The sequence below is a fragment of the Streptococcus sp. 9903 genome (assembly GCF_013276625.1).
Taxonomy (GTDB): Bacteria; Bacillota; Bacilli; order Lactobacillales; family Streptococcaceae; genus Streptococcus.
This window is the reverse complement of sequence record NZ_VMLI01000021.1, coordinates 30,073-54,889: the sequence shown is the minus strand read 5'-3', so window position 1 is coordinate 54,889 and position 24,817 is coordinate 30,073. Positions and strand designations below refer to the sequence as shown.

Sequence of the window (24,817 nt, the reverse complement as noted above, 5' to 3'; positions counted from 1 at the left end):
CGTCTCTCCTTGTCAAAAATAAGTCTTGAGAGCAACTCCCAAGACCTTACTTATCTTTCATCAAATCTAGCAAACGATCTTCCATGAGTTTGGCAACGTGCTGGTCTCGACAAATGACCAATAAGGTATTGGCACCAGCAACTGTTCCTAAAATCCATTCATCCTTGTTTGCATCTACAATATTTGCCAAAACAGAGGCTTCTCCCAGTTTGGTATGAAGCACCAAGGTAAACTCTGCTCTTGCAACACCTTCTAAATGATGAGACAAAAATTCCACCAAATCAATCTTTTCTGTCTCATTTGCTAGTACATAATGCACCATATCATTTTTCTTGACCTTGGTCAAGCCGATTTCGCGCAAATCACGAGACAGGGTTGTCTGCGTCACAAAAACATTGTGCGCCTCCAACCGATCTTGAATTTCTTTTTGTGTACTTAATTTCTCCTCAGTAATCATTTTTTTTATTAACTGATGACGATCTCTTTTTCTCATAAAATCCTCTTATGTGAATATTTATAACTATTTTTATAACTATATTATACCAAAAAAACAGGAGATTTCAAAAATTTTTTCTTCTTTCTTTAAAATTGTGATAAAATAGTAGAAAAGTCCAAAAAGGAGCTCTTAATGAATACAAAAGAATTGATTGCTAGCGAGTTGGCTAGCGTCATTGATAGCCTGGACCAAGAGGCTATTTTAAATTTACTGGAAACCCCTAAAAACTCAGAAATGGGAGACATTGCTTTCCCTGCTTTTTCTCTTGCAAAAGTCGAACGTAAAGCACCTCAAATGATTGCGGCTGAACTGGCTGAAAAAATTAACAGCCAAGCCTTTGAAAAGGTTGTCGCAACAGGACCTTACGTTAACTTTTTCCTTGATAAATCTGCCATTTCTGCTCAAGTATTGCAAGCTGTTATCACTGAAAAAGAACACTATGCTGATCAAACTATTGGCAAACAAGAAAATGTTGTTATCGACATGTCTAGTCCCAATATCGCTAAACCATTCTCTATTGGTCATCTGCGCTCAACTGTTATCGGAGATAGCTTATCACATATTTTCCAAAAAATCGGTTATCAAACAGTCAAGGTCAACCATTTGGGAGACTGGGGTAAACAGTTTGGGATGTTGATTGTTGCCTACAAAAAATGGGGCGACGAAGAAGCTGTAAAAGCTCATCCAATCGATGAACTTCTTAAACTCTACGTTCGTATCAATGCTGAAGCTGAAAATGACCCTAGCTTGGATGAAGAAGCACGCGAATGGTTCCGTAAACTTGAAAATGGAGACGAGGAAGCTCTCGCTCTTTGGCAATGGTTCCGTGATGAAAGTTTGGTAGAATTTAATCGCCTTTACAATGAATTGCAAGTTGAATTTGACAGCTATAACGGAGAAGCCTTCTACAACGATAAAATGGATGCAGTTGTAGACATTCTTTCTGAAAAAGGCCTTCTGGTTGAGTCAGAAGGGGCCCAAGTTGTGAATCTTGAGAAATATGGAATTGAACATCCAGCCCTCATCAAAAAATCTGATGGTGCAACTCTCTACATCACACGTGACTTGGCCGCAGCCCTTTACCGTAAAAATGAATACCAATTTGCCAAATCTATCTACGTCGTTGGTCAAGAGCAATCTGCCCACTTTAAACAGCTCAAAGCTGTCTTGCAAGAGATGGGCTACGACTGGAGTGACAACATTACCCACGTTCCTTTTGGTTTGGTTACAAAAGAAGGGAAGAAACTCTCTACTCGTAAAGGGAATGTCATCTTGCTAGAGCCTACTGTTGCAGAGGCTATTAGCCGTGCCAAGGCCCAAATAGAGGCTAAAAATCCTGAACTTGAAAATAAAGATCAGGTAGCCCATGCTGTTGGAGTAGGAGCAATTAAGTTCTATGACCTCAAGACCGACCGTACAAATGGATACGACTTCGACCTAGAGGCTATGGTATCCTTCGAGGGTGAAACTGGACCTTATGTTCAATACGCCTACGCTCGTATCCAATCTATCTTACGCAAAGCGGATTTCAAACCAGAAACAGCTGGCAACTATAGCTTGAATGATGCTGAAAGTTGGGAAATCATCAAACTCATCCAAGACTTCCCACGTATTATCAACCGTGCGGCGGATAACTTTGAACCTTCTATCATTGCTAAATTTGCAATTAGCCTGGCTCAAGCCTTCAACAAATACTATGCACATACACGTATCTTGGATGAAAGTCCAGAACGCGACAACCGTCTAGCCCTCAGCTACGCAACTGCAGTTGTTCTCAAAGAAGCCCTTCGCTTGCTTGGAGTAGAAGCGCCAGAGAAGATGTAAATCGTTACAAGAGACTGGAACTAAAGTTCCTAGTCTCTTGACGGCAATCGCTATCTGGCGAATTGCCTAAACGCTTCACTAATTCACCAAACCAAATAATATCGATTTGGTTTGGTTCATGTCGTAATCTTCAAGTTACTTGATTAAAAAGCAGTCTAAGTAATTAAGACCAAATCTTGTCGGAGATTTGGCTAGGCGCTTCACTAGTCATGGTTCCTAAATATAATCGATTTAGGAGCCATGACGTCGTAACCAGAGACACTTGTCTAAACGCTTTACTAATTCACCAAACCAAATAATATCGATTTGGTTTGGTTCATGTTGTAAGATTTTAAATCACTTGATTGCAAAATAATCTAAGTAACTTACACTAAAGCCTATACAGGCTTTGGTTTAGAGGCCTGTCAAAAATCTTATCAAGTTTTGCTGACTTGTTCTGCTATTTTAGGTCCACTAAATCGATTTACTCACTACTACTTCTTTATCATACAGGGAGATTTCCTATGAGCCAATATGCTTATATCCTCGTTGTAATTAGCTTGGTTTTCCTTTTTCTGCTCAATAAGTACGAAAAGGAGAGACTGCAAAGGCTCTACCAAGAACAACTTTTGAAGGATGAAACATTTAGGGCTGACATCAAGGAGAAAATTCACACGACTGAAAATATCAATGATGTCATTGCTTACATCAATAAAACTTATCATCTGGGAATGTTGCTATCAAAAGACATTACAGATCAATTGAAATAAACCTAGTCATTCTTTAAGAAATATGAAAACCGAGACTAAGAGTTTAATACTTAGCCTCGGTTTTTAGTATATTCAATTGAAACAAGTGTTGAAAACTTGTTGTAGCAATTATAATATAAGAATGGATAGACTTTCAAAAATATCATTTACAAAAATTTTTAAAGAAATCAAACTCTCTATATTTACTATTCTTATAGACTGTTAAATCAACATCCTCTACAACTTCTTTCACATCTATATTGACATCATAGGGCAAAGAAAGAAAATCTAAATTATAAAATTCTGTACTCATCTCTTTTAAAATAAGAAGGTCTAACAAGTAGTCCTCCACTCTGATTTCAACTTGAATTGTCTTAGACATGAAATTTTTTAGAATCATAAAGTCCTTTACTTGCTTTCTTTTAGGACTGATATACTCAAATCTTTTTCGTTCAAAAATAATTTTCTCCAAATGTTACACCATTTCAATAATATCATTTTCTAAAAATAACTGCAGAAGCAATTCTTCTTTTTAATGCAGGCTTCATTAAAATTTCCCTTGTTTAATTCTCCCAAAACATTTTGAAATAGTGCAAATAAAAGCTCCTAGTAAAAATTCCTGTAGGAAAAATCCAAAATAAGTTCCTAACTGTAAATTTCTATTGAATGTAAATACGGAAGTTTCAGATTGAATCGTATTTTGTTCTATAAGCGTCATAGGAGTAACCCTGAAAATTCCAAACATCATTAAGGCATAGATCATTCCAAAAATAATTAATAGCACCCAGCTATGCTTACTCCTAGAAGAAATACTTCCCGATAACAAAGCTAATACTATTGACGGTATAATTTGTACAAACAGCATAAATTGAAAAAGATTAAAATTATCTAGTGTAAAAAAACATATTGTAAATTCCACAATTAGTAATAGAGAAAATACTCTATCTATTTTTGTAAATTTCATTCTACCTCCTTTAAATTCACATCCATCATTACCTTAGACCCTCAATAACATTTTTATTTGCTGCAACCATTGCAGGCATAATACTAAATACAATTCCAAATACGCCCGTTGTGAATAGAGTAATCAAAATATGATCCAGAGTTAATGTCGTAACAAAACCACTCATGTTCATTAAAACAACAAATAATGTCGCTACTCCAATACCAGTTATAGCTCCCAGAAGCGATAAAAGAATCCCCTCCATCATATATGATTGATAAATATCAGATTTTTTAGCTCCCAAAGCTCGACGAATGGCTATCTCCTTACTACGTTCGCTAACAGAAGACAACATAGCATTCATAACCCCAAAACCAGCTACAAAAATTGAAATACTTGATAAAAGTGCAATGAAATTTAATATTGTAGTAGCTTGGGCCTTTGTTTCCTCATATACCCTTCTATTATCTATATATCCATAAGTTCCTTCCTTGCGGAATATTCCATAAGTATCTAAAGCAGATAAAGCCTTATTAATATTCTCCAACTGATTAGTTTCTACTACTAACTCATCAAAATATTCCCTTCCTCCTAAAAGTAACTCTTTGATTTCATTGGTAACCAATAAAGAAGGTAATCTTTCATTAACAGCTGATCCATAATATATTGCCTGAATTGGATATTCTTTTCCAGATATATTGATAGTCTCTCCTAAAAAAGTTTCAATATTTTCCTTTCTAGTCAATGACATGAGAGCCTTATCGCTAATAGCGACACCTCCATCTAGTTCCTCTAATGCTCTTCCTTTTAATAAAGCAGGCACAACTAAACCATTCTTATTCAAATCGCCCAATGTTCGAAAACTAAGATTCTGCTTAGAATCATTAAAATACGTTTCAGCATACAAGGCATAAGAGCTGGAAGAAAGTCTTGCATGTTTTCCAATAGTTTGCTCAACCAATTGTTTATCTTCCTGTGTAAACCCTCTAATATCCAACATATTCTGAGGAGTATAAGTCATTGTTGCTGTGTCTTCTTCTATCTTTAAATCATTACCTAATGTAGAAGTTGTATAGGAAGAACTTGATAGTATTACTAATAAAACAAATGTTGCCACTGTGATGGCTAAGGATGTCAGAATACTTTGTCTTTTATTCCTCTTTAACAGTTTTAGAGTATCTATTAACAGCTTTTTAAACTTCATGTAATCCTTCTCCTTCAGATGTTAGATACCCATTTTTCATTCGATACCTTGTTCTACAATGACTGGCAACAAACTCATCGTGAGTTACTACAATAATTGTCGTTCCAGAATGATTCAAATTTTGTAGAATTTGCAATATCTCATTCCTATTTTTCTCATCTAATGCACCTGTAGGTTCATCTGCTATAAGAAATCTAGGTTTATGAGCAAGAGCTCTAATTAAAGCAACTCGTTGCTTCTGTCCGCCTGATAAATGACTTGGGTACTCATTCATCTTATCTATAAGCCCTAAGTCTTGTAATAAACTATCAATGTATTCTATATCTGGCTGTTGGTCAGAATATAGGAATGATAATAAAATATTTTCTTTAACAGTATATTCATCAATAAGATGAAATTGTTGAAAAACAAATCCAATATCACGATTACGGTAACTTGCTTGTTGATTTTCATTTAACTTCTCAATACTTTTTCCGTCTAATATATATTCTCCTTCAAATTCAGAATCAATCAGTCCCAAAATATTGATAAATGTCGATTTGCCCGAACCTGATGGTCCCATTATCGATACAAATTCTCCTTCAACTACCTTAAAATTTATTTCTCTTAAGACATTATTTTTTAGCATCCCTTGTCCGTAACTTTTGCTAATATTTTTTAGTTCTAACATAGACCTTCCTATTCTATCTTTATTATTTATAAATCCAAAAAATGGCAACAACTAGCACTAACATATTTTCTCTCCTTATTTTTTCTACAGGATTATTATACTTCTATGTTACACATTCGCCAAGGTCATAAATGTCACTAATTTTAACAACTTATCTACTAATGAGTACTCAATTAGTATAAAAAGAAACTAGATACGAACTCAATCTAAGGGAAAAACATAATAACTCTTTAAACGATAAAACGCATAATATCAAGTTTTTAAACACCTGATATCATGCGTTTTTATGATTTCGAAAACTTTCTCTCGGTCTTTTTAACTAGTGACATTTTTGTCACTTTTTTTATTTTCTAATGTTTATTTTTAAAAAAATCTTGGAGGTCATGTTGCCATTGTTTTTCTAGCTGTTCTATCAAATGACTATTATCAATCATTCTAGCAAATACTTTTGCTTCTTGAAAATAATTTTCAGCTACTGGATAATCTTTTTTTACAAATAATGCATAGCGCCACTCCCATAGTCGAATAATTGGTTTTTTCTGATAGTCGTATGATTTTGAGGTAATTTCATTTAATTTGTAAAGAATATCTTCAAATTGACTGTAATTAGCAATTTTTTCAAATATTCCTAACAACAAAAGTAATGAATCTCTGATTAGAAATGAATATTCAATATCAAACATCTCAACTTGTTGTAAAATTTTATCAGCTATTACTAAGAAGGTATTCACTTCAATCTCATCTATTATCGTATCTTGGTGTACTAATCTTACCAAAAATAGCTTTATGATTAAAATATCGTTAACTTCATATTTTGATTTCAACAAAATGTGATCGAAATACTCTTGTAAAATCATTCCTAAATTGCTATCATCATTCCACCAACCAAAGTCATCATATGCTTGTAAAACATCTATGATAAATCTTTCTTCCTCAGGTAGCCTATCATAATACTCTTCAAAAATCTTATCAAAAACACTCTCTTTCTTTTGGGCGATAGTTTCATCTTCGTATGTAGGAGTCCTCATCAAGAAATACTTCAATTCTAGGTATTCCTTATCCAACTCTATATAACTTGGCATCAACTTGTAATCTTCAACTCCCAAACGCTCAGCGATATATTTTAACTTTGTTAGTGTTGGTCTGGATTCTCCATTTTCAATTCTAATTAATTGACGGATACTTAATTCAGACTCATCACCACAAAATTCTGAACGACTGATTTTTTTAGCCAAACGTAATCTTTTAATTTTTTCGCCAAACTCTCGCAACCTACAAGAACCTCCTGAGTTGTTTACCTCTATTATAGCATATACTGAATCAAACTATCTATCAGATTTCTTCTCACTTTAACTAAAGACTAAGACTTTAATACTTCGTCTCGGTTTTTATATATTTTTCAAGTCACAAAGCCACCACTCTCCAGTAATGCAAGTGCAAAATCCTCTAGAATATGATAGAATAAGAGAAAGAACTCTATTAAGGAGGAAATCATGGAAAAACAAACCGTCGCCGTCTTGGGGCCTGGTTCTTGGGGAACTGCCCTTTCACAAGTCTTAAATGACAATGGACACGAGGTACGTATTTGGGGAAACATTCCCGAACAAATCAATGAAATTAATACCTATCATACTAACAAGCACTACTTTAAAGATGTCGTTCTAGACGAAAATATCATTGCCTACACCGACTTAGCAGAGGCATTAAAAGATGTAGATGCGATTTTGTTTGTTGTCCCAACAAAAGTGACACGACTTGTTGCCCAACAAGTTGCAAAAACCTTAGACCATAAGGCTATCATCATGCACGCATCAAAGGGATTAGAACCCGATAGCCATAAACGATTATCAACCATCCTTGAAGAAGAAATTCCTGAACATCTCCGCAGTGATATTGTCGTTGTTTCAGGACCTAGCCATGCAGAAGAGACCATTGTGCGTGACCTGACTTTAATCACTGCTGCTTCTAAAGATTTACACACAGCTCAATACGTTCAAGAGCTCTTTAGTAATCACTACTTCCGACTTTATACCAATACGGATGTTATCGGGGTCGAAACTGCTGGCGCTCTTAAAAATATTATTGCTGTCGGCGCTGGAGCTTTACATGGTTTGGGATTTGGTGACAATGCCAAGGCAGCCATCATCGCTCGAGGCTTGGCAGAAATCACCCGCCTAGGGGTAGCACTCGGGGCTAATCCACTGACCTATAGTGGCTTGTCTGGTGTAGGAGACTTGATCGTAACGGGAACCTCCATCCACTCTCGTAACTGGAGAGCCGGAGATGCTCTTGGTCGTGGAGAATCCCTAGCTGATATCGAAGCCAATATGGGCATGGTAATCGAAGGAATTTCAACGACTCGAGCAGCCTATGAACTAGCGCAAGAACTTGGAGTTTATATGCCCATTACGCAGGCCATTTACCAAGTTATTTACAACGGAACCAATATCAAAGATGCCATTTATGATATCATGAACAATGAATTTAAAGCAGAAAATGAGTGGTCTTAACCCTCTAAAGAAAGGATTCTTATGGCACTGAAAGTTAGAAAAGCAGTCATTCCTGCCGCTGGACTAGGAACTCGATTTTTACCAGCAACCAAAGCACTTGCTAAAGAAATGTTGCCAATTGTAGATAAACCAACTATCCAGTTTATCGTAGAAGAGGCTCTTAAATCAGGTATCGAAGATATTCTGGTTGTCACTGGTAAATCAAAACGTTCTATTGAGGACCACTTTGATTCAAACTTTGAGCTTGAGTACAACCTCAAAGAAAAAGGCAAAACGGATTTGTTAAAATTGGTAGATGAAGCAACTGGTATGCGCCTCCATTTCATTCGCCAAACTCACCCTCGTGGTCTTGGAGACGCTGTCCTACAAGCCAAAGCTTTTGTGGGGAATGAACCCTTCGTTGTTATGCTGGGTGATGACCTTATGGACATCACAGACGAGAATGCCGTTCCTTTGACAAAACAACTGATGAATGATTACGAAAAGACACACGCATCAACCATTGCTGTCATGCCCGTACCACACGAAGACGTTTCATCATATGGGGTCATTGCTCCTCAAGGAGAAGGAATCAATGGACTCTATAGCGTTGAAACTTTCGTTGAAAAACCAGCTCCCGAAGATGCTCCAAGTGATTTGGCAATCATCGGTCGCTATCTTCTCACACCAGAAATTTTTGATATTCTCGAAAAGCAAGCTCCAGGCGCTGGAAATGAAATCCAGCTTACCGACGCTATTGATACCCTTAATAAAACACAACGTGTTTTCGCCCGTGAATTTACAGGAGCTCGTTACGACGTTGGGGATAAGTTTGGCTTTATGAAAACATCTATTGACTACGCCCTCAAACATCCACAAGTCAAAGATGACTTGAAAGATTACCTCATCCAACTTGGAAAAGAATTAGCTGAAAAAGAATAACATAAAAAGATAAGGTTCAAAAAATGCCTTATCTTTTTTCATTATACAAATTTTCTTTCAACTTCGTCACAACCCCATTCCCTTGTAGAGAAGTAAGACTGCGAGTCCTACGAACAACACTAACGCTACCAGTCTCTGACTAGCGCCATACATCCGTCTTTCTCCTCTAACTGGAAAGATAACTGCTAGAAATGCGCCACCAACTGCACCTCCGATATGACCTGCTAGACTGATTCCTGGAATCAGAACACTTCCAATAATGTTAATCACAAAAAGTGTCAGATAAGATTGCCCCAACTGCTGGATATAAGGATTACGCGTTGCATAGCGAAGAATGATAATCGCAGCAAATAGCCCATAGAGAGAAGTAGAAGCTCCTGCTGCTAAGGATTTTGGACTAAATACAAAAACAAAGAGATTGCCCATCATTCCAGATAAGAGATAGAGAAAGCAAAACTTCTTGGATCCGAAAATCTCCTCTACTTGCCTACCAAGATAATAGAGCGAAAGCATATTAACAATGAAATGCTCCCACCCAATATGAACAAAAATAGCAGAGAAGAGACGCCAAACCTGCTCGGGAAAGAGCCGAATAACAGGCCCATACATAGCTCCAAATCGAAATAGGGTATCTGCCCTGTAAAAGTTTCCTCCTGTGGTCACCAACATTAGTAGAAATACCAAGGTCGTCACTAAGAGGAAGAAACTCGTCACAGGGTAACGCCTATCAAAGATTTCTTTCATCAATCAGAACCTCCTGAACAGGAATATCATGCTTTTCAGGGATAAAGTCCTGAACTTGATAATGATAAACCGTACTCAAAGTATGACCAGTAAACTGTTCCAGATAGCGGTCATAATAACCTCCGCCATAGCCAATTCGATAACCCTTTGTCGTAAAAGCCAGCCCCGGAACATGAATCAAATCAATCTTAGAGGCATCCAATACTTCCAAATCTCCCTGTGGTTCCAGTAAGCCAAAGGAAGTTTTTACCAACTGCTGCGGATCATAGACCACAAAGTCCATGTGCCCCTTGGGATAGGTTTTGGGTATCAGAACCTTCTTGCCATCCTTCAGCGCCTGCTCAATCAATCCCTGCGTTTGAAACTCATGAGGAAAAGAGAGATAGGTTGCAATAACCTTGGCTTCTTGGTAAAAGGGGTGTTGTAACAATCGCTCGGTTAAAGCTTGCTCTATAGCCTGTTTTTGCTCTTGAGATATAGTCTTCATTTCTTGCAAGACTTGCTTGCGTAATTCTGCTTTCATAGACAATTCCTCTACTCTGCTGCCTTCTTTTTCAGGAAACTAGAGACCGCATCCACCCCAATAGATAAAGCCTCTTCCTTAGGACTCATTTGAGGGTGATGAAGAGCGTAGGGACTATCGATACCTAGCCAAAACATAACACCATCAACCTTTGAAAGAAGATAACCAAAGTCTTCACCTGTCATAGCAGGCTCGATATCAATCAGCTCGATTCCGTCTTTTTCTTCAAAGAAATCCATCAGTTCACGCGCCAAGGCTGGATTGTTCTCAACAGGTAGGTATCCACCTTGCTTGAGTTCCACTTCAACTTCCATATCAAAGGCAGCTGCAACTCCTTCTGCAACTGTTTTGACCCGCTTTTGCACCAAGAGGCTCATATCCTGAGTTAAGGCACGAATAGTTCCATGTAAAAAGGCTGTGTCTGTGATGACATTGTTGGTTGTTCCAGCCTGAAAAACGCCAAAGGTCACCACTGCTCCCTCGATTGGGTTGACATTGCGGCTGACAACTGACTGCACTTGGGTTACAAAGTAACTAGCCGCCACCAAAGCGTCATTGGCTTCATGCGGAAAGGCTGCGTGGCCACCTTTGCCTTTGAAACGAATCTTCACCTCACAAGTCCCTGCAAAAAGTGTATGAGTATTGGTCGCAATCTGGCCAACTTTCAGATCTGGACGGACATGGAGGCCATAAAACTGGTCTGGCAACCAGTCTCCAAAAGCGCCATCCTCATACATGAGCATGCCACCAGCTTCATTTTCTTCAGCAGGCTGAAATAGGAAGAGTAGATTGTTCTTTGGTTGCTCCTCAAGGGCGCGCTCAAGACAGCCCAAGGCAATGGTCATGTGGAAATCATGTCCACAAGCATGCATACTACCTTGGTGCTGAGAAGCGAAAGGAAATCCTGTTTGTTCAACGATAGGCAGACCATCAATATCTGTCCGCCAACCAATGGTCCTCTCTGGCTGACTTCCCTGCAAATAGACCAAAATACCTGTCCGCCAAGTACGAACTTGAACAAACTTCTTGCCCGCAGTCAATTTCTCAATCACATCTAGCAAATAAGCATGAGTCTTGAACTCCTCCAAGCCAATCTCTGGAATCTGGTGCAAATCTCGTCTAGTCTGAATCAAATCTAACATCTATCTGTCCTCCTATATAGCAGAAAGAGGCTGGAAGAAGGGTTCCGCCTCTATTTTTCTTTTACAATTATAAGGTACGAAGCGCATCTTCTAGCGCTGTTTTTTGTTGGGTTTGGGCATCAATCTCTTTGATGATACGAGCTGGAACACCTGCTACTACTACGTTTTCTGGGACATCTTGGGTAACAATAGCTCCTGCTGCGACAACTGAACCACTACCGATTTGAACTCCTTCGATGACCACTGCATTAGCGCCGATAAGAACATTATCTCCAACACGGACTGGTTCTGCGCTAGCTGGCTCAATCACACCTGCAAGAACGGCACCTGCACCAACGTGACTGTTTTTCCCAACAATAGCACGGCCACCAAGGATAGCCCCCATGTCAATCATGGTTCCTGCACCAATTTCAGCACCGATATTGATGACTGCTCCCATCATGATAACAGCACTGTCACCAATTTCAACTTGATCACGGATAATCGCACCTGGCTCGATACGAGCATTGATAGCACGTTTATCTAGCAAAGGAACGGCAGAATTACGAGCGTCTTGCTCAACAACATAGTCTTGATTTTCTACCAAACCATCGAGAAGCGGAGCAACATCTTTCCAGTCTCCAAATAAGACATTCCCTAGTTTAACAATAGAGCTAGGTACAGCAGTTGCAAGTTCTCCCTCAAAGGTTACTTTCACACTGGTTTTCTTTTCAGCATTGGCGATAAATTGAATAATTTCTTGTGCGCTCATTTTTGTAGCAGTCATAAAAGGCCTCTCATTCTTTATAATGATAACTATTCTACCAAAAAAGGCCTCAAATTTGAAGCCTTTTTGTCTGTTTTTAGGTATGATTTTTTAGGGATGTGAGATAAAACGTGCTGTCGGTAAAAGCAAGCCCCTACCGATACAACCTAAAAACACTCTTCACAACTATCTCCCCGTGTTTTATTGACTATTCTAGTATAGCACACTTTTAGAATTAAGAAAAGACTTTTATCTACTTTCTTTCGCTTCTTCTATAGACAAAAATATCATAGGCAAAATAATCAAGGCCATCGCTAGAAGAAGGGACCAATCCACTACCAATCCTAAGAACAAAACACTCAAGAGAGCAGAAGAGAGAGGTTCACTGGCACTGATAACAGAAACCACCAAAGGAGAAACCAAGGACACTGCCTTCATGGAAATGAAAAAGGCAAAAGCCGTCCCGAAAAAAGCGATAATGAGGCAAATCAAGATACCCCAAATATCCAGAGTAAAGGAAAGCTGGTAAACCGGCGAGAGGACATTGCTAAATAAACCTGCCAAAATCATCCCCCACCCAACCGTAGGTACAAAACCATAGCGTTTCGCAAAAGGTTGGGGTAAGATAACATTAAACATAACCCCCATGGCACTCAACAGACCTGTTATAAGGGCTAGTGGCGTCATGGATAACTGAGAGAGATCGCCTTTTGTCGCCATCAGGCAAACACCCAGCATAGCAATCAAAACATAGAAAATAGCACTTTTTGACGCTCGTTTTTGATAAACCAAGCGATTGTAAAAGAGGATAAAGACAGGGCTAATAAACTGTAAAATAGTCGCTGTCGCTGCATTTGAGTATTCTACACAGAGATAGAAAAAATATTGGACTGAAAAAATCCCCAAAATAGCATAGGCCAAAAAGGGCAGGTAATTTTTCTTGTCTCGCCAAATATCAAACACTTGCGATTTTAATTGCATCGCAGACCAAATGAGTACAAGACTTCCTGCCAGTGTCAAACGCATAGAGGTAATCCAGCCCGAAGACACCTGATAATGAGTAAAGAAGTACTCTCCTAAAATCCCACAGATTCCCCAGATTAGGCCGGATAGAAGAGAATAAATGGTTCCTTTAACAATCTTTTTCTGATACTGATTCATACCTTTATTGTAACACGAAAGGAAAAAAGAAAAAAGTGGCAATCCATTGATTGGCCACTTCATTTAGCACAGTTCATAGAACTTATCGTCTCGTCCTTGAAGAAGAAGGTCGTGTAGCACTTGAGTTGCTATTGTCGCTAGAACTACTACTTGAACTACTTGAACTGCTTGAACTGCTGGAGCTTGATGGAGTTGGTAGACTCCCCACGATGCTAGACCAAGCATTCTGATAATCCGCATCACTTCCACCAATAGCAAAGCGATAACTGGTCGTTGGCGCTCCTGTCTTATTAGCCCAATAGCTGGTAACAGTCGAACCTGTGACCTCTACCTCTTTTCCTTCAACAGAAACCTTCCCTGGTTTCTGGCCTGTTGATTTCAAGACTTCGGATTTTACGACACTAGGATCTAAAGCGAAGCGCTCGTTCCCCCAAATGCTTGGTGAGGCTTGCTGAATCGCATTTACCAGATGAGCCATGTAATTAGAGTTATTGGAATAACCTGCTCTACGTGACAATGAATGATTATCATCATGCCCAATCCAGCCACCTAGGGTTAATCTAGGTGTCGAAAGCATGAGCCACATATTTTCGTCTTGGTTGGTTGTACCAGTCTTCCCAATCCAATCTGCATTGGCTAGAGTAGGATTTAAAGAAGTCAGATTCGTCTTGAAGGTTGTTGTCACACGAGAGGATAGAACTTCTCGTAGCAATCCCTGCATAATTGTCGCAGTAGCTTTTGAATAGACTTGAACCGGTTTATCCTGATACTCATATACCACTCTACCATCTGCTGCTTCAATTTTAGAAATCACATGTTTTTTATGATATAGACCATTATTTGCTAGGGTCTGATAGCCATTGGTATGCTGGGCAACTGTGACTTCAATCCCACCACCCATTGGCAGGCTCTCAATACCGTACTCAGGAATCTCGTAACCCATCTTTTCCATATAACCTTTGACATCAACACCCTTTTCACGAAGCATACGATAGGTCCAGTAAGCCGGGATATTCCATGAATAGTTCAGAGCTTCTCCCAAGGTCATCATTCCTGTCCCCTTACTATTAGCATACATAATCGGATTGCCATTAGCAAAGTTTGTTGGATAGTTAGACAGAATCGTTTCGCTTCCCATCAAGCCCTGGTCAATAGCAATCCCATAGGCCAGCAAGGGCTTGGTAGTAGAAGCTGGCGAACGTTTGGTATCAAAGGCATGATTATTTTGATTTTCTTGATAATTACGACCACCTACAAAGCCTAGAATAGCACCTGTTTGGTTATCCATCAGGACATTCCCTACTTCTACATGACCTGTTCCATCGTCTAAAAGATAGCCATAGTCAGCAACCGCACTTTGCATGGCAGAATGAATTTTCTGATCTATGGTAGTAGTAATCTTATAACCACCATTTTCAATTTCCTTGGCTGCCAAATCGCGATAAAACTTCTGAGTTGCCTCATTTTTCAACTCCTTAGCGGAGACATTGTCTCTCTGAGCTAGATAGTCATACATACGTTCTTGAGCTTCTGCCAAAGTTGTAAAGTATAAATAGTCTCGTGAAATTCCTGTGACCGTGCCCGATGGTAAAAAGTCCTGTTTAAGATCATAATCCTTGTACTGAGAATACTCGTCCTTGCTTAAGGCACCTGTACGATACATACTGTAAAGAACTGCCTTAGCCCGTCTTAAGCCAATTTCTAGGTCTTCATCACTCTTCAACTCTCCAGTATTTTCATAGGGAGAGTAAGTAATGGGACTCTGTGGAAGTCCTGCTAAAAATGCTGCTTGAGGAACCGTCAACTGGCTGGCATCTACACCGAAAATCCCCTCAGCTGCCTGCTGAGCTCCTGCAATATTCTGCCCCTTATTATTTCGGCCAAAGGGAGCCACATTGAGATAGGTCGTTAAAATCTCATCCTTATTCATGGCACGTTCCAAGGCAAGAGCATCCACAATCTCTGTCGCCTTACGAGCCAAAGTCGGTGCATCCCCAACCACCTGCTGTTTAATCAGTTGCTGGGTCAAGGTTGAACCCCCACTTGAGGAACCCAAACCTACAAATTTCCCCAAGGTCGCACGAATCACCGCCTTGGGTACTACACCCTTATGTTCTTTAAAGTGTTCATCTTCCGTCGCAATGATAGCCTTCTTCAGATTTTCCGAAATTTGCTCAGATGAGATAGAAGTGCGCAACAAATCACTCTCTATGGAAGCAATCACCGTCCCATCCGCATAGGTAATCTCTGAAATAGAAGAGATGTCCTTGACCTGATGTACCAATTCTTCTGTCTGAGGTACCCGAACCTTGTCAAATAAGGCCACTCCGTACCCCAAAGCAATCCCAGCTCCCAACATTCCTCCTAGAAAACCGAGCACAAAGAGTAAGTTAAATAGGGCTTTTATACTCAGTAAAATAGCTGGAAAAATGGCTGGTCTATCTAGGGATTTAGATTTTTGGACACTTGAACCTTTCTTGGCCGGCCTATCTGATTTTTTATGTTTTTGTTTTTGCTGGAAAAATTCCAGCATTTTTCGTTTTAATTCATTTAATTGATTTTGCATGGATTTCCTCACTCTATCTATTATACCATAAAAGGGAAACTTTCAATAAAATAGCCACTTTCTTCCCTATTCTGCTAGGCTATTGCCCGAGTTTATGATACAATAGGTAGAAACAATAATTTTAAAAAGGAGAAAAGACACATGCACATTTTTGATGAGCTAAAAGAGCGTGGTTTGATTTTTCAAACGACTGATGAAGAAGCTTTGCGTAAAGCCCTAGAAGAAGGTCAAGTTTCTTATTATACTGGCTACGATCCAACTGCTGACAGCCTTCACCTAGGCCACCTTGTCGCAATCTTGACAAGTCGTCGCTTGCAACTAGCAGGTCACAAACCTTATGCGCTCGTTGGCGGTGCTACAGGTCTCATCGGAGATCCGTCCTTCAAAGATGCTGAACGTAGTCTCCAAACAAAAGACACAGTAGAGGGCTGGGTCAAGTCTATCCAAGGACAACTTTCTCGTTTTCTTGACTTTGAAAATGGTGAAAATAAAGCTGTCATGGTCAACAACTACGACTGGTTTGGCAGCATCAGCTTCATTGATTTCCTCCGTGATATCGGAAAATACTTCACTGTCAACTACATGATGAGCAAGGAGTCTGTGAAAAAACGGATCGAAACAGGGATTTCTTACACTGAGTTCGCTTACCAAATCATGCAAGGGTACGACTTCTTCGTCCTTAACCAAGACCATAATGTCACTCTTCAAATCGGTGGTTCTGACCAGTGGGGAAATATGACAGCTGGTACTGAATTGCTTCGTCGTAAGGCTGACAAAACTGGTCACGTTATCACTGTTCCACTGATTACCGATGCAACTGGTAAGAAATTTGGTAAATCAGAAGGAAACGCAGTTTGGCTCAATCCTGAAAAGACTTCCCCATATGAAATGTACCAATTCTGGATGAACGTGATGGACGCTGACGCTGTTCGCTTCTTGAAAATCTTTACTTTCTTGTCACTTGATGAGATTGAAGACATCCGCAAACAATTTGAAGCAGCTCCACATGAACGCTTGGCACAAAAAGTCTTGGCTCGTGAAGTCGTAACTCTTGTTCACGGCGAAGAAGCTTACAAAGAAGCCCTCAATATCACTGAGCAACTCTTTGCAGGAAACATCAAAAACCTTTCTGTTAAAGAGCTCAAACAAGGACTTCGGGGTGTACCAAACTACCAAGTTCAAGCAGATGAAAACCACAATATCGTGGAACTGCTCGTCTCATCTGGTGTAGTTAACTCAAAACGCCAAGCCCGTGAAGATGTTCAAAACGGAGCCATTTACTTAAATGGCGACCGTATCCAAGACCTTGAATATGTCTTGAGTGACGCTGATAAGTTAGAGAACGAACTGACTGTTATCCGTCGTGGTAAGAAAAAATACTTTGTATTGACTTACTAAATTGTTCAACATTTACCTATAAACAAAGGAGTTACCCTCGAGAAAGGTAACTCCTTTTTGTTGTTGATAACCACATCTATCTAGCCTTAATAGACAGGCTACGCAGGACTATGCGTAAGGTTGTTAGATTATGTAAGATAGAGAGATTTGAAGGACTGAGCCAATTAAACAAGCCAAAGCCAATCAAACTACTATTTACGACAACGGTATCTTGAATATTCTTCTTGATGAGTGTTTGCAAAGATGATGATAGCGAATCCAACTCTTGGAAGAAATCCAAACGATTATCTAACAATAAGATATCACTCATCTGCTTAGAAATATCTGCACTCTCATTCATCACCACACCGATATCTGATAGGGTTAGAGCAGCTGAGTCATTCAACCCATCCCCAACCATCAAAATAGTGTGCCCTGCTTTCTGCAGTTCCTCTACTAACTCAAATTTCCCATCAGGTTTCAAGTCTGTATAGACCTGATCAAAGGGCAAATCTTTGACTAATTCCTCTGTTCTAACCAAGGTGTCCCCTGTTGCCAGAATCAATTTTTTCCCTTGTGCCTTAAGTTTCTCCAAGGCTGCTTTGGCTTCTTTTCTCAAAGGAGTATGAATGCAGAACATTCCAATCAATTCATTCTGATAGGCTAAGAATAAGAGATTGTAGTGACTCTTGTACTCTTCAATTAAAGCATTTTGTTCTGAACTGATATGAATTTGCTCATCCTGCATCAAAACATAATTCCCAATAACAACTGGTTGCCCATCGATATGAGATTTGATCCCCTTGCTTGCGATATATTGGAGTTTCCCATGCATTTCCTCATGTTCAATCCCCTCTATCTCGGCTTGCTTGACGATGGCATTAGCAATAGGATGATAAATGTGTTCCTCAAGACAGGCACTGATTCTGAGAATATCTTCCTCACTATAGTCCCCAAAAGGTAACACCTTTTCAACTATCGGATAGCTAGTTGTGATTGTTCCCGTCTTATCAAACAAGAAAGTATCAACTTCCAGATATTTCTCCAGAACATCTCCATCCTTAATCACCATTTCACGGTTCAATCCCTCCTTGATAGCTGCCAAATAAGCTACAGGAGTAGAGATTTTCAAAGCGCAGGAGAAATCGACCAATAGGAAAGAGATAGCCTTAGAAAAAGAACCTGTTAATAGGTAAGTCAGCCCAGCCCCCAAGAAATTATATTTGACGACCTTGTCCGCCATCTTGATGAAATAGCGTTGTTTCGTTTTCTTGTTTTCTTCAGATTTCTTCATCAACTCAATCAGTTGTAAAATCCGGCTGTTCATCTGATTATCGGTTACACGAATGCGTAACTCTCCAGTTTCTAATACTGTATTTGCACAAACCAAATCAGACTCTCTTTTTTCAACTGGAAAACTCTCTCCCGTCAAGGAGCTTTCGTTGACCATACCTAAACCTGAAACTACTTGTCCATCAAACAGAATTTCATTTCCTTGAGATAATATCAAGACATCTCCTATTTGAACATCAGAACTCTTGATACTAACAACCGTATCGCCCTGTACTAGGAATACATCGCTCTCTTTTGCAAGAAGACTCTGTTCTAAATCTGTTGCAGTTTTTTTCAAGGACCACTGATCTAAATGATTCCCCAAATCAAGCATAAACATGATATTGCTAGCTGTCTTGGATTGGTTCATAAACAAGGACAATAAAATCGCCGAACAGTCCAAGACCTCCATCGTTAGTTCCTTACGCGCTAGTGTTTGATAGGCTTCTTTAACATATCCAAAAGCCTGATAACAAGTCCATATATAACGAATAGGAGACGGCACAAGACTACGAAAAAGCACACGCTTAATCGCTGCACCTGAAACGATAGAATAGGCACTCTCTTCTCTACGAACAGGAAGAGTCATCAACTCAGAAACTTTCCCTTTATCAATTCTTTTTAAAAAGGCTTCTGCATTGTCTAATACAGAGAAGCCTTCTTTTATACGTAGAGTAAAGTGCTGTTGATCCATGTAAAACTGGATAGACTCAATCCCCTTTTCGTCTCTCGCCAAGGAACGAAGATAGTCTTGAATATCCAAGGTGAGTGAAAAAGAAGATGATAGTCGGATATGTTGGTATCCTCTATGTAGCACTTTAAAAGACATATTATTCTCCTATAAGGCTATCTAATTGCTCTTCTTTTTTCTCTTGCTCATACAAATATTTGGCATCTTGCAAGACATCGTCTCCATGTTGCTTCACAACAGAAACAGATGCATCTAGCTCGTCTTTCAACTTGTAAGCCTTAGCCAAAGCTTTAGAATAACCTTTTTTAGCTTCCTTACTTGCTAAGATTTTCAAGCCAAGGGTACCAAATGCGACACCACCCAAAAAGAGTGATGATTTTTTCGCAACTTTTGCAACGGTTAGTACTTCTTTTAACATACTTATTTCCTCCTTATCATTATTATATAGCATTTTGGATATAAAAGCAATTTAATTTTGGTACTTTGAAAAGTAATGACACTACTATTTAATTTTATTACAAATCATCCTAAAGTTGCTTTCATTTGCCTCTTTTGATACACTTAAACTATGAATACAAACCTCAAACCCAAACTTCAGCGTTTTGCTTCTGCGACTGCCTTTGCCTGTCCTATCTGTCAAGAAAATCTGACTCTGGTAGAGACTAGTCTCAAGTGCTGCAACCGTCATTCTTTTGACTTGGCGAAATTTGGCTATGTCAATCTGGCACCTCAAATCAAGCAATCTGCCAACTACGACAAGGAAAACTTTCAAAACCGGCAACAAAGCCTAGAAGCCGGCTTTTATCAGGCTATTTTAGAAGGTGTATCGGACTTGCTAGCAAGCTCAAAAACTACCACAACAATCTTGGATATTGGTTGTGGCGAAGGATTCTACTCTCGAAAACTCCAAGAAAGTCACTCTGAAAAAACTTTCTATGCCTTTGATATTTCCAAAGATTCAGTCCAAATCGCTGCCAAGAGCGAACCCAACTGGGCAGTCAATTGGTTCGTTGGTGACTTGACTCGTCTTCCTATAACAGACGCCAGCATGGACATTCTGCTTGATATCTTTTCGCCTGCCAACTATGGAGAATTTCGTCGCGTTTTATCCAAAGACGGTATCTTGATCAAGGTTATCCCAACTGAAAATCACCTCAAGGAAATCCGTCAAAGGGTACAGAACCAGCTGACAAACAAGGATTATTCTAATCAAGATATCAAAAATCATTTCCAAGAACACTTTACCATCCTATCTAACCAAACGGCCTCTCTGACTAAGACTATCACAGCAGATCAGCTCCAAGCCCTACTCAGCATGACCCCTCTCCTCTTTCACGTTGACCAGACCAAAATTGACTGGAGCCAACTGACAGAGATTACCATCGAAGCAGAGATTTTGGTTGGGAAAGCATTCTAAACTAGACTTCGCAAAAGTAGAAAACTTACCGAAAATCTCCAATATTACGAAAACGCATAAGAACAGGTACTCAAAAACCTTAATCTTATGCGTTTTGTTATGAATAGATCACTGGAGTTTCTATACACATTAAGTGGAAATCTTTGAAACCAATTCTTTTAATAACCATTGAATACCATATAGTACATTTGCCCCAAATATGATATAGGCCGTATAAATCAAGTATTTCGATTTCTCCCGCCTCAAAGAATAGATTTTATACAAAATAGATAAATTTAAAATAATAAATAACAGAGACAAAATCTTCCCCCAAAAATCAATCATAAAAGTAGGCAGTCAGGCATATACCTCATATTTATTTTCGATTCGAGATAACAAACTTATCAATAAACAGCAATTGATATAAGGCAAGTACCAACCCCCAAAAGCTACCACGAAAAGAGATTTCTTGATGATTGAGAGGAAGCAGATCGTGGTTACCTATATAGAGGCAGGTCAAAATAACAAATAGTATCCAAAATAAATCCGTCCATTTATATTTTGAAAAATATTTTTTAACATAATAGCACATTTTTCTTGACTACAATAATATTATATGATAAAATGTAAGCGAATACAAATAAAAAGAAATTGCCTTATTCAATTAATATTCCTATAAGAAAGCAGATGATTCCAATGTACAAACTATAATTATCAATCCTTAATATCCAACTTAGTTATGAAAGAATGGTAGGTGATCATTATCATGAAAAAAATACTAATTACTCTATTATTTAGTTGTTTAGCATTGTTTTATTTGCCTATTTCTGTAAACGCCGATACCACTAATGACCTTGTTATAAAATTCAACGAACTGCAATTTACTGTTGAGGATTACAATATCCCTAATCCAGAAGTAGTATATTCGAAATCAGGATTCAACGAAGTTGCAACTGTTCTTGATAGTGATACTGGAAAGGTTGTTGAAACTATCGAACTTATCCCAGATCTTTCTCGCGCTACAGTTACTTCACATACATTAAAAAGAAGTGCAACATTTGCTAGAACTACAGTTCAATTAAGCGTAAATATTGAGCTATATAATGAGGGTTCTTTCCGTCAGATTAACTCAGTTCACGGTTATTACTTAGGAATAACAAATTCTATTACAAACACATCTATTGAAGACAAAACTATTGATGTTTGGTCTACAAATGGATACCCTACAACAAAAATAAAGTATGCTTATAATGGCACTTTAACAGCAGTTATAGAAACTAGTGGTTCAGCTCAAGTTAAAGCAGAGTTGTTAGGAGCTGGATTTACATTTGGAGGTAGTATGTCAGGCAAATCTTATTATAGAGTCCCATTTGATCAAAACGGAACTATTAGTCTATACTAACTTAGGAGATAATCGATATTATGAATGAAAAAAAACGTACATATTTTATTTGTGCAAGTATTATTGTTTCATCTATAATTTTAGGACTCTTTATTTACAAAGGAATTTATGACGGATTTGACGTTTTGGGTCAATTTACAAACGATGGCCTCAGGGTAATTAGTACTAATATTAGTACTGTTGGTAATAATATTAGTACTAATATTAGTAATAATAGGTAGTTAATAGCAATAGAATTCAAATAAAAAACGGTAATTTAGTGAATGAACTGCACCCCCAAAAGTTAGATAGAAAAAATCTAACTTTTGGGGTGTTTTTATTATGAAATTAACTTATGATGATAAAGTTCAGATCTATGAACTTAGAAAACAAGGATATAGCTTAGAGAAGCTTTCAAATAAATTTGGGATAAACAATTCTAATATTAAGTACATGATTAAATTGATTGACCGTTACGGAATAGAGTTCGTCAAAAAAGGAAAAAATCGTTACTATTCTCCTGATTTAAAGCAAGAAATGATTCATAAAGTCTTACATGAAGGCTGGACTAAAGATAGAGTTTCTCTTGAATACGGCCTCCCAAGTCGTACGATACTTCTTAATTGGCTAGCACAATACAAGAAAAACGGGTATACTATTGTTGAGAAAACAAGAGGGAGAGTACCTAAAATGGGACGTAAGCCAAAAACGAGACCTGAAGAGAGGACAGAATTAGAACGACTTCAAGCAGAAAATGAGTATCTGAGAGCGGAGAATGCCATCCTAAAAAAGTTAAGAGAACTCCGATTGAAGGAGAAAAAAGAGAAAGAAGAAAGACAGAAATTGTTCAAGAATTAATGACTGAGTTTTCGTTAGATCTTCTTCTAAAAGCCATTAAACTAGCTCGTTCGACCTACTACTATCACTTGAAACAGCTAGACAAAACAGATAAGGACCAAGAGCTTAAAGCTGAAATTCAATCCATCTTTATCAAACACAAGGGAAATTATGCTTATCGTCGGATTTATTTAGAACTAAGAAATCGTGGTTATCTGGTAAATCATAAAAGAGTTCAAGGCTTGATGAAAGTATTCAATTTACAAGCTAAAATGCGACAGAAACGAAAATATTCTTCTCATAAAGGAGACGTTGGTAAGAAAGCAGAGAGTCTCATTCAACGCCAATTTGAAGGCTCTAAAACAATGGAAAAGTGCTACACAGATGTGACAGAATTTGCCATTCCAGCAAGTACTCAAAAGCTTTACTTATCACCAGTTTTAGATGGCTTTAACAGCGAAATTATCGCCTATAATCTTTCAACTTCACCCAACTTAGAACAAGTAAAAACGATGTTGGAACAGGCTTTCACAGAGAAGCACTACGAGAATACGATTCTCCACAGTGACCAAGGCTGGCAATACCAACATGATTCTTATCATTGGTTCCTAGAGAGTAAGGGAATTCAAGCATCCATGTCACGTAAAGGTAACAGCCCAGACAACGGCATGATGGAGTCCTTCTTTGGGATTCTGAAATCGGAAATGTTTTACAGTTATGAGAAGTCATTTCAGTCGCTTAAGCAATTGGAACAAGCCATTGTAAACTATATTGATTATTACAATAACAAACGAATTAAAGTAAAACTAAAAGGACTCAGTCCTGTGCAATACAGAACTAAATCCTTGCAATAATTATTTGTCCAACTTTTTGGGGTCAGTACTCAAAAACCTTAATCTTATGCGTTTTGTTATGCAAAAATCACTGGAGTTTCTATACACATTAAGTGGAAATCTTTGAAACCAATTCTTTTAATAACCATTGAATACCATATACTACATTTACCCCAAATATGATATAGGCCGTATAAATCAAGTATTTCGATTTCTCCCGTCTCAAAGAATAAATCTTGTACAAAATAAATAAATTTAAAGCAATAAATAATAGAGACAAAATCTTTCCTCCAAAATCAATCATAAAAGTAGGCAGTCAAGCATAGTTCTAATCTTTATTTTCGATTCGAGATAACAAACTTATCAATAAATAGCAATTGATATAAGGCAAGTACAGACCCCCAGAAACTACCTCGAAGAGAGATTTCTTGCTGATTGAGAGGAAACAAATCATGGTTACCTATATAGAGGCAGGTCAAAATAACAAATAAAATCCAAAATAAATCCGTCCATTTATATTTTGAAAAATATTTTTTCCACATAAGAACACCTTCTTTCCTACAATCATATTATAACAATTTATGTAAGCGAATACAAGGGATATGAGGTGTTCTAATCATGAGTCTGAAAGACCGTAAAAACCAGCATTTTAAGCCTTCACTGTATCTAGGATTTCCCTATTTTTAGACAAGATTGACCCAAATCCACAGCATTTAAAAAAGCGAATTTCAATCGAAACTCGCTTTTTTACAAAATGTATTAAGTATAGATTTGTATCTTATACTCAATGAAA

24 protein-coding genes are annotated in these 24,817 nt (G+C 38.3%); 8 read left to right on the top strand and 16 right to left on the bottom strand.

Translation table 11 applies throughout. From position 1 onward, the window contains the following. Positions 1 to 46: 46 nt before the first annotated feature. Positions 47 to 493 (bottom strand): arginine repressor, encoded by a 447-nt coding sequence (gene argR / locus HT696_RS08245; protein WP_166736744.1) that lies wholly within the window; start codon positions 491 to 493, stop codon positions 47 to 49. Between the two features lie 135 nt (positions 494 to 628). On the opposite strand from argR, the gene argS reads away from it, so the two are divergent. Further along, positions 629 to 2,320, top strand: a complete 1,692-nt coding sequence (argS, locus tag HT696_RS08240; protein ID WP_173283540.1) for an arginine--tRNA ligase — start codon at positions 629 to 631, stop codon at positions 2,318 to 2,320. 503 nt (positions 2,321 to 2,823) lie between these two features. Next, on the top strand, positions 2,824 to 3,069 hold the full coding sequence (locus HT696_RS08235) for a hypothetical protein (protein WP_000084859.1): 246 nt from the start codon (positions 2,824 to 2,826) through the stop codon (positions 3,067 to 3,069). 142 nt (positions 3,070 to 3,211) lie between these two features. Here HT696_RS08235 and HT696_RS08230 read toward each other — a convergent pair whose 3' ends face one another. The 5 genes from HT696_RS08230 to HT696_RS08210 all read right to left on the bottom strand — a co-directional run bounded on the left by HT696_RS08230 (position 3,212) and on the right by HT696_RS08210 (position 7,136). After that, positions 3,212 to 3,520 (bottom strand): hypothetical protein, encoded by a 309-nt coding sequence (locus tag HT696_RS08230; protein ID WP_164226832.1) that lies wholly within the window; start codon positions 3,518 to 3,520, stop codon positions 3,212 to 3,214. 75 nt (positions 3,521 to 3,595) lie between these two features. Next, a complete protein-coding gene (locus tag HT696_RS10785) occupies positions 3,596 to 4,012 on the bottom strand; it encodes a hypothetical protein (protein ID WP_225904833.1) in 417 nt (138 codons plus the stop codon). 28 nt (positions 4,013 to 4,040) lie between these two features. Then, entirely contained in the window at positions 4,041 to 5,195 is a 1,155-nt protein-coding gene (locus HT696_RS08220) for an FtsX-like permease family protein (protein WP_023943969.1), read from the bottom strand. Next, positions 5,185 to 5,865 carry an ABC transporter ATP-binding protein gene (locus tag HT696_RS08215; RefSeq protein WP_173283539.1) on the bottom strand — a complete coding sequence of 227 codons (681 nt, stop codon included), beginning with the start codon at positions 5,863 to 5,865 and terminating at the stop codon, positions 5,185 to 5,187. Before HT696_RS08215 ends, HT696_RS08220 begins: the two co-directional genes overlap by 11 nt. A gap of 350 nt (positions 5,866 to 6,215) precedes the next feature. Next, positions 6,216 to 7,136, bottom strand: coding sequence for an XRE family transcriptional regulator (locus HT696_RS08210; RefSeq protein ID WP_049524741.1), 921 nt, complete (start codon positions 7,134 to 7,136; stop codon positions 6,216 to 6,218). A 222-nt stretch (positions 7,137 to 7,358) separates the two neighbouring features. Here HT696_RS08210 and HT696_RS08205 point away from each other — a divergent pair, with 222 nt between their 5' ends. Both HT696_RS08205 and galU read left to right on the top strand, forming a co-directional pair. Then, complete coding sequence (locus tag HT696_RS08205) at positions 7,359 to 8,375, top strand: NAD(P)H-dependent glycerol-3-phosphate dehydrogenase (protein WP_173218867.1); 1,017 nt, start codon at positions 7,359 to 7,361, stop codon at positions 8,373 to 8,375. A gap of 21 nt (positions 8,376 to 8,396) precedes the next feature. Beyond that, entirely contained in the window at positions 8,397 to 9,296 is a 900-nt protein-coding gene (gene galU / locus HT696_RS08200) for a UTP--glucose-1-phosphate uridylyltransferase GalU (protein WP_050392047.1), read from the top strand. 66 nt (positions 9,297 to 9,362) lie between these two features. On the opposite strand, the gene HT696_RS08195 is transcribed toward galU, so the two are convergent. The 6 genes from HT696_RS08195 to pbp1b all read right to left on the bottom strand — a co-directional run bounded on the left by HT696_RS08195 (position 9,363) and on the right by pbp1b (position 16,177). After that, a complete protein-coding gene (locus HT696_RS08195; protein ID WP_173283538.1) occupies positions 9,363 to 10,040 on the bottom strand; it encodes a rhomboid family intramembrane serine protease in 678 nt (225 codons plus the stop codon). Then, positions 10,024 to 10,563 (bottom strand): 5-formyltetrahydrofolate cyclo-ligase, encoded by a 540-nt coding sequence (locus HT696_RS08190; RefSeq protein WP_050392045.1) that lies wholly within the window; start codon positions 10,561 to 10,563, stop codon positions 10,024 to 10,026. Before HT696_RS08190 ends, HT696_RS08195 begins: the two co-directional genes overlap by 17 nt. An 11-nt stretch (positions 10,564 to 10,574) precedes the next feature. Next, positions 10,575 to 11,705 (bottom strand): N-acetyldiaminopimelate deacetylase, encoded by a 1,131-nt coding sequence (locus tag HT696_RS08185; RefSeq protein WP_050392044.1) that lies wholly within the window; start codon positions 11,703 to 11,705, stop codon positions 10,575 to 10,577. A gap of 67 nt (positions 11,706 to 11,772) precedes the next feature. Continuing rightward, positions 11,773 to 12,471, bottom strand: coding sequence for a 2,3,4,5-tetrahydropyridine-2,6-dicarboxylate N-acetyltransferase (dapD, locus tag HT696_RS08180; RefSeq protein ID WP_050392043.1), 699 nt, complete (start codon positions 12,469 to 12,471; stop codon positions 11,773 to 11,775). A gap of 228 nt (positions 12,472 to 12,699) precedes the next feature. Beyond that, entirely contained in the window at positions 12,700 to 13,611 is a 912-nt protein-coding gene (locus HT696_RS08175; protein ID WP_173218863.1) for a DMT family transporter, read from the bottom strand. A gap of 82 nt (positions 13,612 to 13,693) precedes the next feature. Then, positions 13,694 to 16,177, bottom strand: coding sequence for a penicillin-binding protein PBP1B (gene pbp1b / locus HT696_RS08170; protein ID WP_173283537.1), 2,484 nt, complete (start codon positions 16,175 to 16,177; stop codon positions 13,694 to 13,696). Between the two features lie 141 nt (positions 16,178 to 16,318). Between pbp1b and tyrS the strand changes: the two genes are divergently transcribed. Further along, entirely contained in the window at positions 16,319 to 17,575 is a 1,257-nt protein-coding gene (gene tyrS, locus HT696_RS08165; protein ID WP_173283536.1) for a tyrosine--tRNA ligase, read from the top strand. A gap of 76 nt (positions 17,576 to 17,651) precedes the next feature. On the opposite strand, the gene HT696_RS08160 is transcribed toward tyrS, so the two are convergent. Together HT696_RS08160 and HT696_RS08155 are read right to left on the bottom strand one after the other, a co-directional pair. After that, positions 17,652 to 19,715, bottom strand: coding sequence for a heavy metal translocating P-type ATPase (locus HT696_RS08160; RefSeq protein WP_173283535.1), 2,064 nt, complete (start codon positions 19,713 to 19,715; stop codon positions 17,652 to 17,654). Position 19,716: 1 nt separating this feature from the next. Continuing rightward, complete coding sequence (locus HT696_RS08155; RefSeq protein ID WP_000910909.1) at positions 19,717 to 19,995, bottom strand: DUF6110 family protein; 279 nt, start codon at positions 19,993 to 19,995, stop codon at positions 19,717 to 19,719. A gap of 150 nt (positions 19,996 to 20,145) precedes the next feature. Here HT696_RS08155 and HT696_RS08150 point away from each other — a divergent pair, with 150 nt between their 5' ends. Then, positions 20,146 to 20,994 (top strand): putative RNA methyltransferase, encoded by an 849-nt coding sequence (locus tag HT696_RS08150; protein ID WP_173283534.1) that lies wholly within the window; start codon positions 20,146 to 20,148, stop codon positions 20,992 to 20,994. A 355-nt stretch (positions 20,995 to 21,349) separates the two neighbouring features. Here the strand turns inward: HT696_RS08150 and HT696_RS10910 are convergent, their stop codons facing one another. Continuing rightward, positions 21,350 to 21,565: a hypothetical protein gene (locus HT696_RS10910; RefSeq protein ID WP_345789494.1), complete on the bottom strand. Its 216-nt coding sequence runs from the start codon at positions 21,563 to 21,565 to the stop codon at positions 21,350 to 21,352. A 174-nt stretch (positions 21,566 to 21,739) separates the two neighbouring features. Between HT696_RS10910 and HT696_RS08145 the strand changes: the two genes are divergently transcribed. Together HT696_RS08145 and HT696_RS08135 are read left to right on the top strand one after the other, a co-directional pair. Continuing rightward, positions 21,740 to 22,375, top strand: coding sequence for a hypothetical protein (locus HT696_RS08145; protein ID WP_173283533.1), 636 nt, complete (start codon positions 21,740 to 21,742; stop codon positions 22,373 to 22,375). A 321-nt stretch (positions 22,376 to 22,696) separates the two neighbouring features. Then, a protein-coding gene (locus tag HT696_RS08135) for an IS3 family transposase (protein ID WP_173283531.1) occupies positions 22,697 to 24,045 on the top strand; the annotation gives its coding sequence in 2 pieces (ribosomal slippage) (positions 22,697 to 23,147 and positions 23,147 to 24,045; 1,350 coding nt in all). A 314-nt stretch (positions 24,046 to 24,359) separates the two neighbouring features. Here the strand turns inward: HT696_RS08135 and HT696_RS10905 are convergent. After that, positions 24,360 to 24,566 carry a hypothetical protein gene (locus HT696_RS10905; RefSeq protein ID WP_345789493.1) on the bottom strand — a complete coding sequence of 69 codons (207 nt, stop codon included), beginning with the start codon at positions 24,564 to 24,566 and terminating at the stop codon, positions 24,360 to 24,362. Positions 24,567 to 24,817 lie beyond the last annotated feature (251 nt).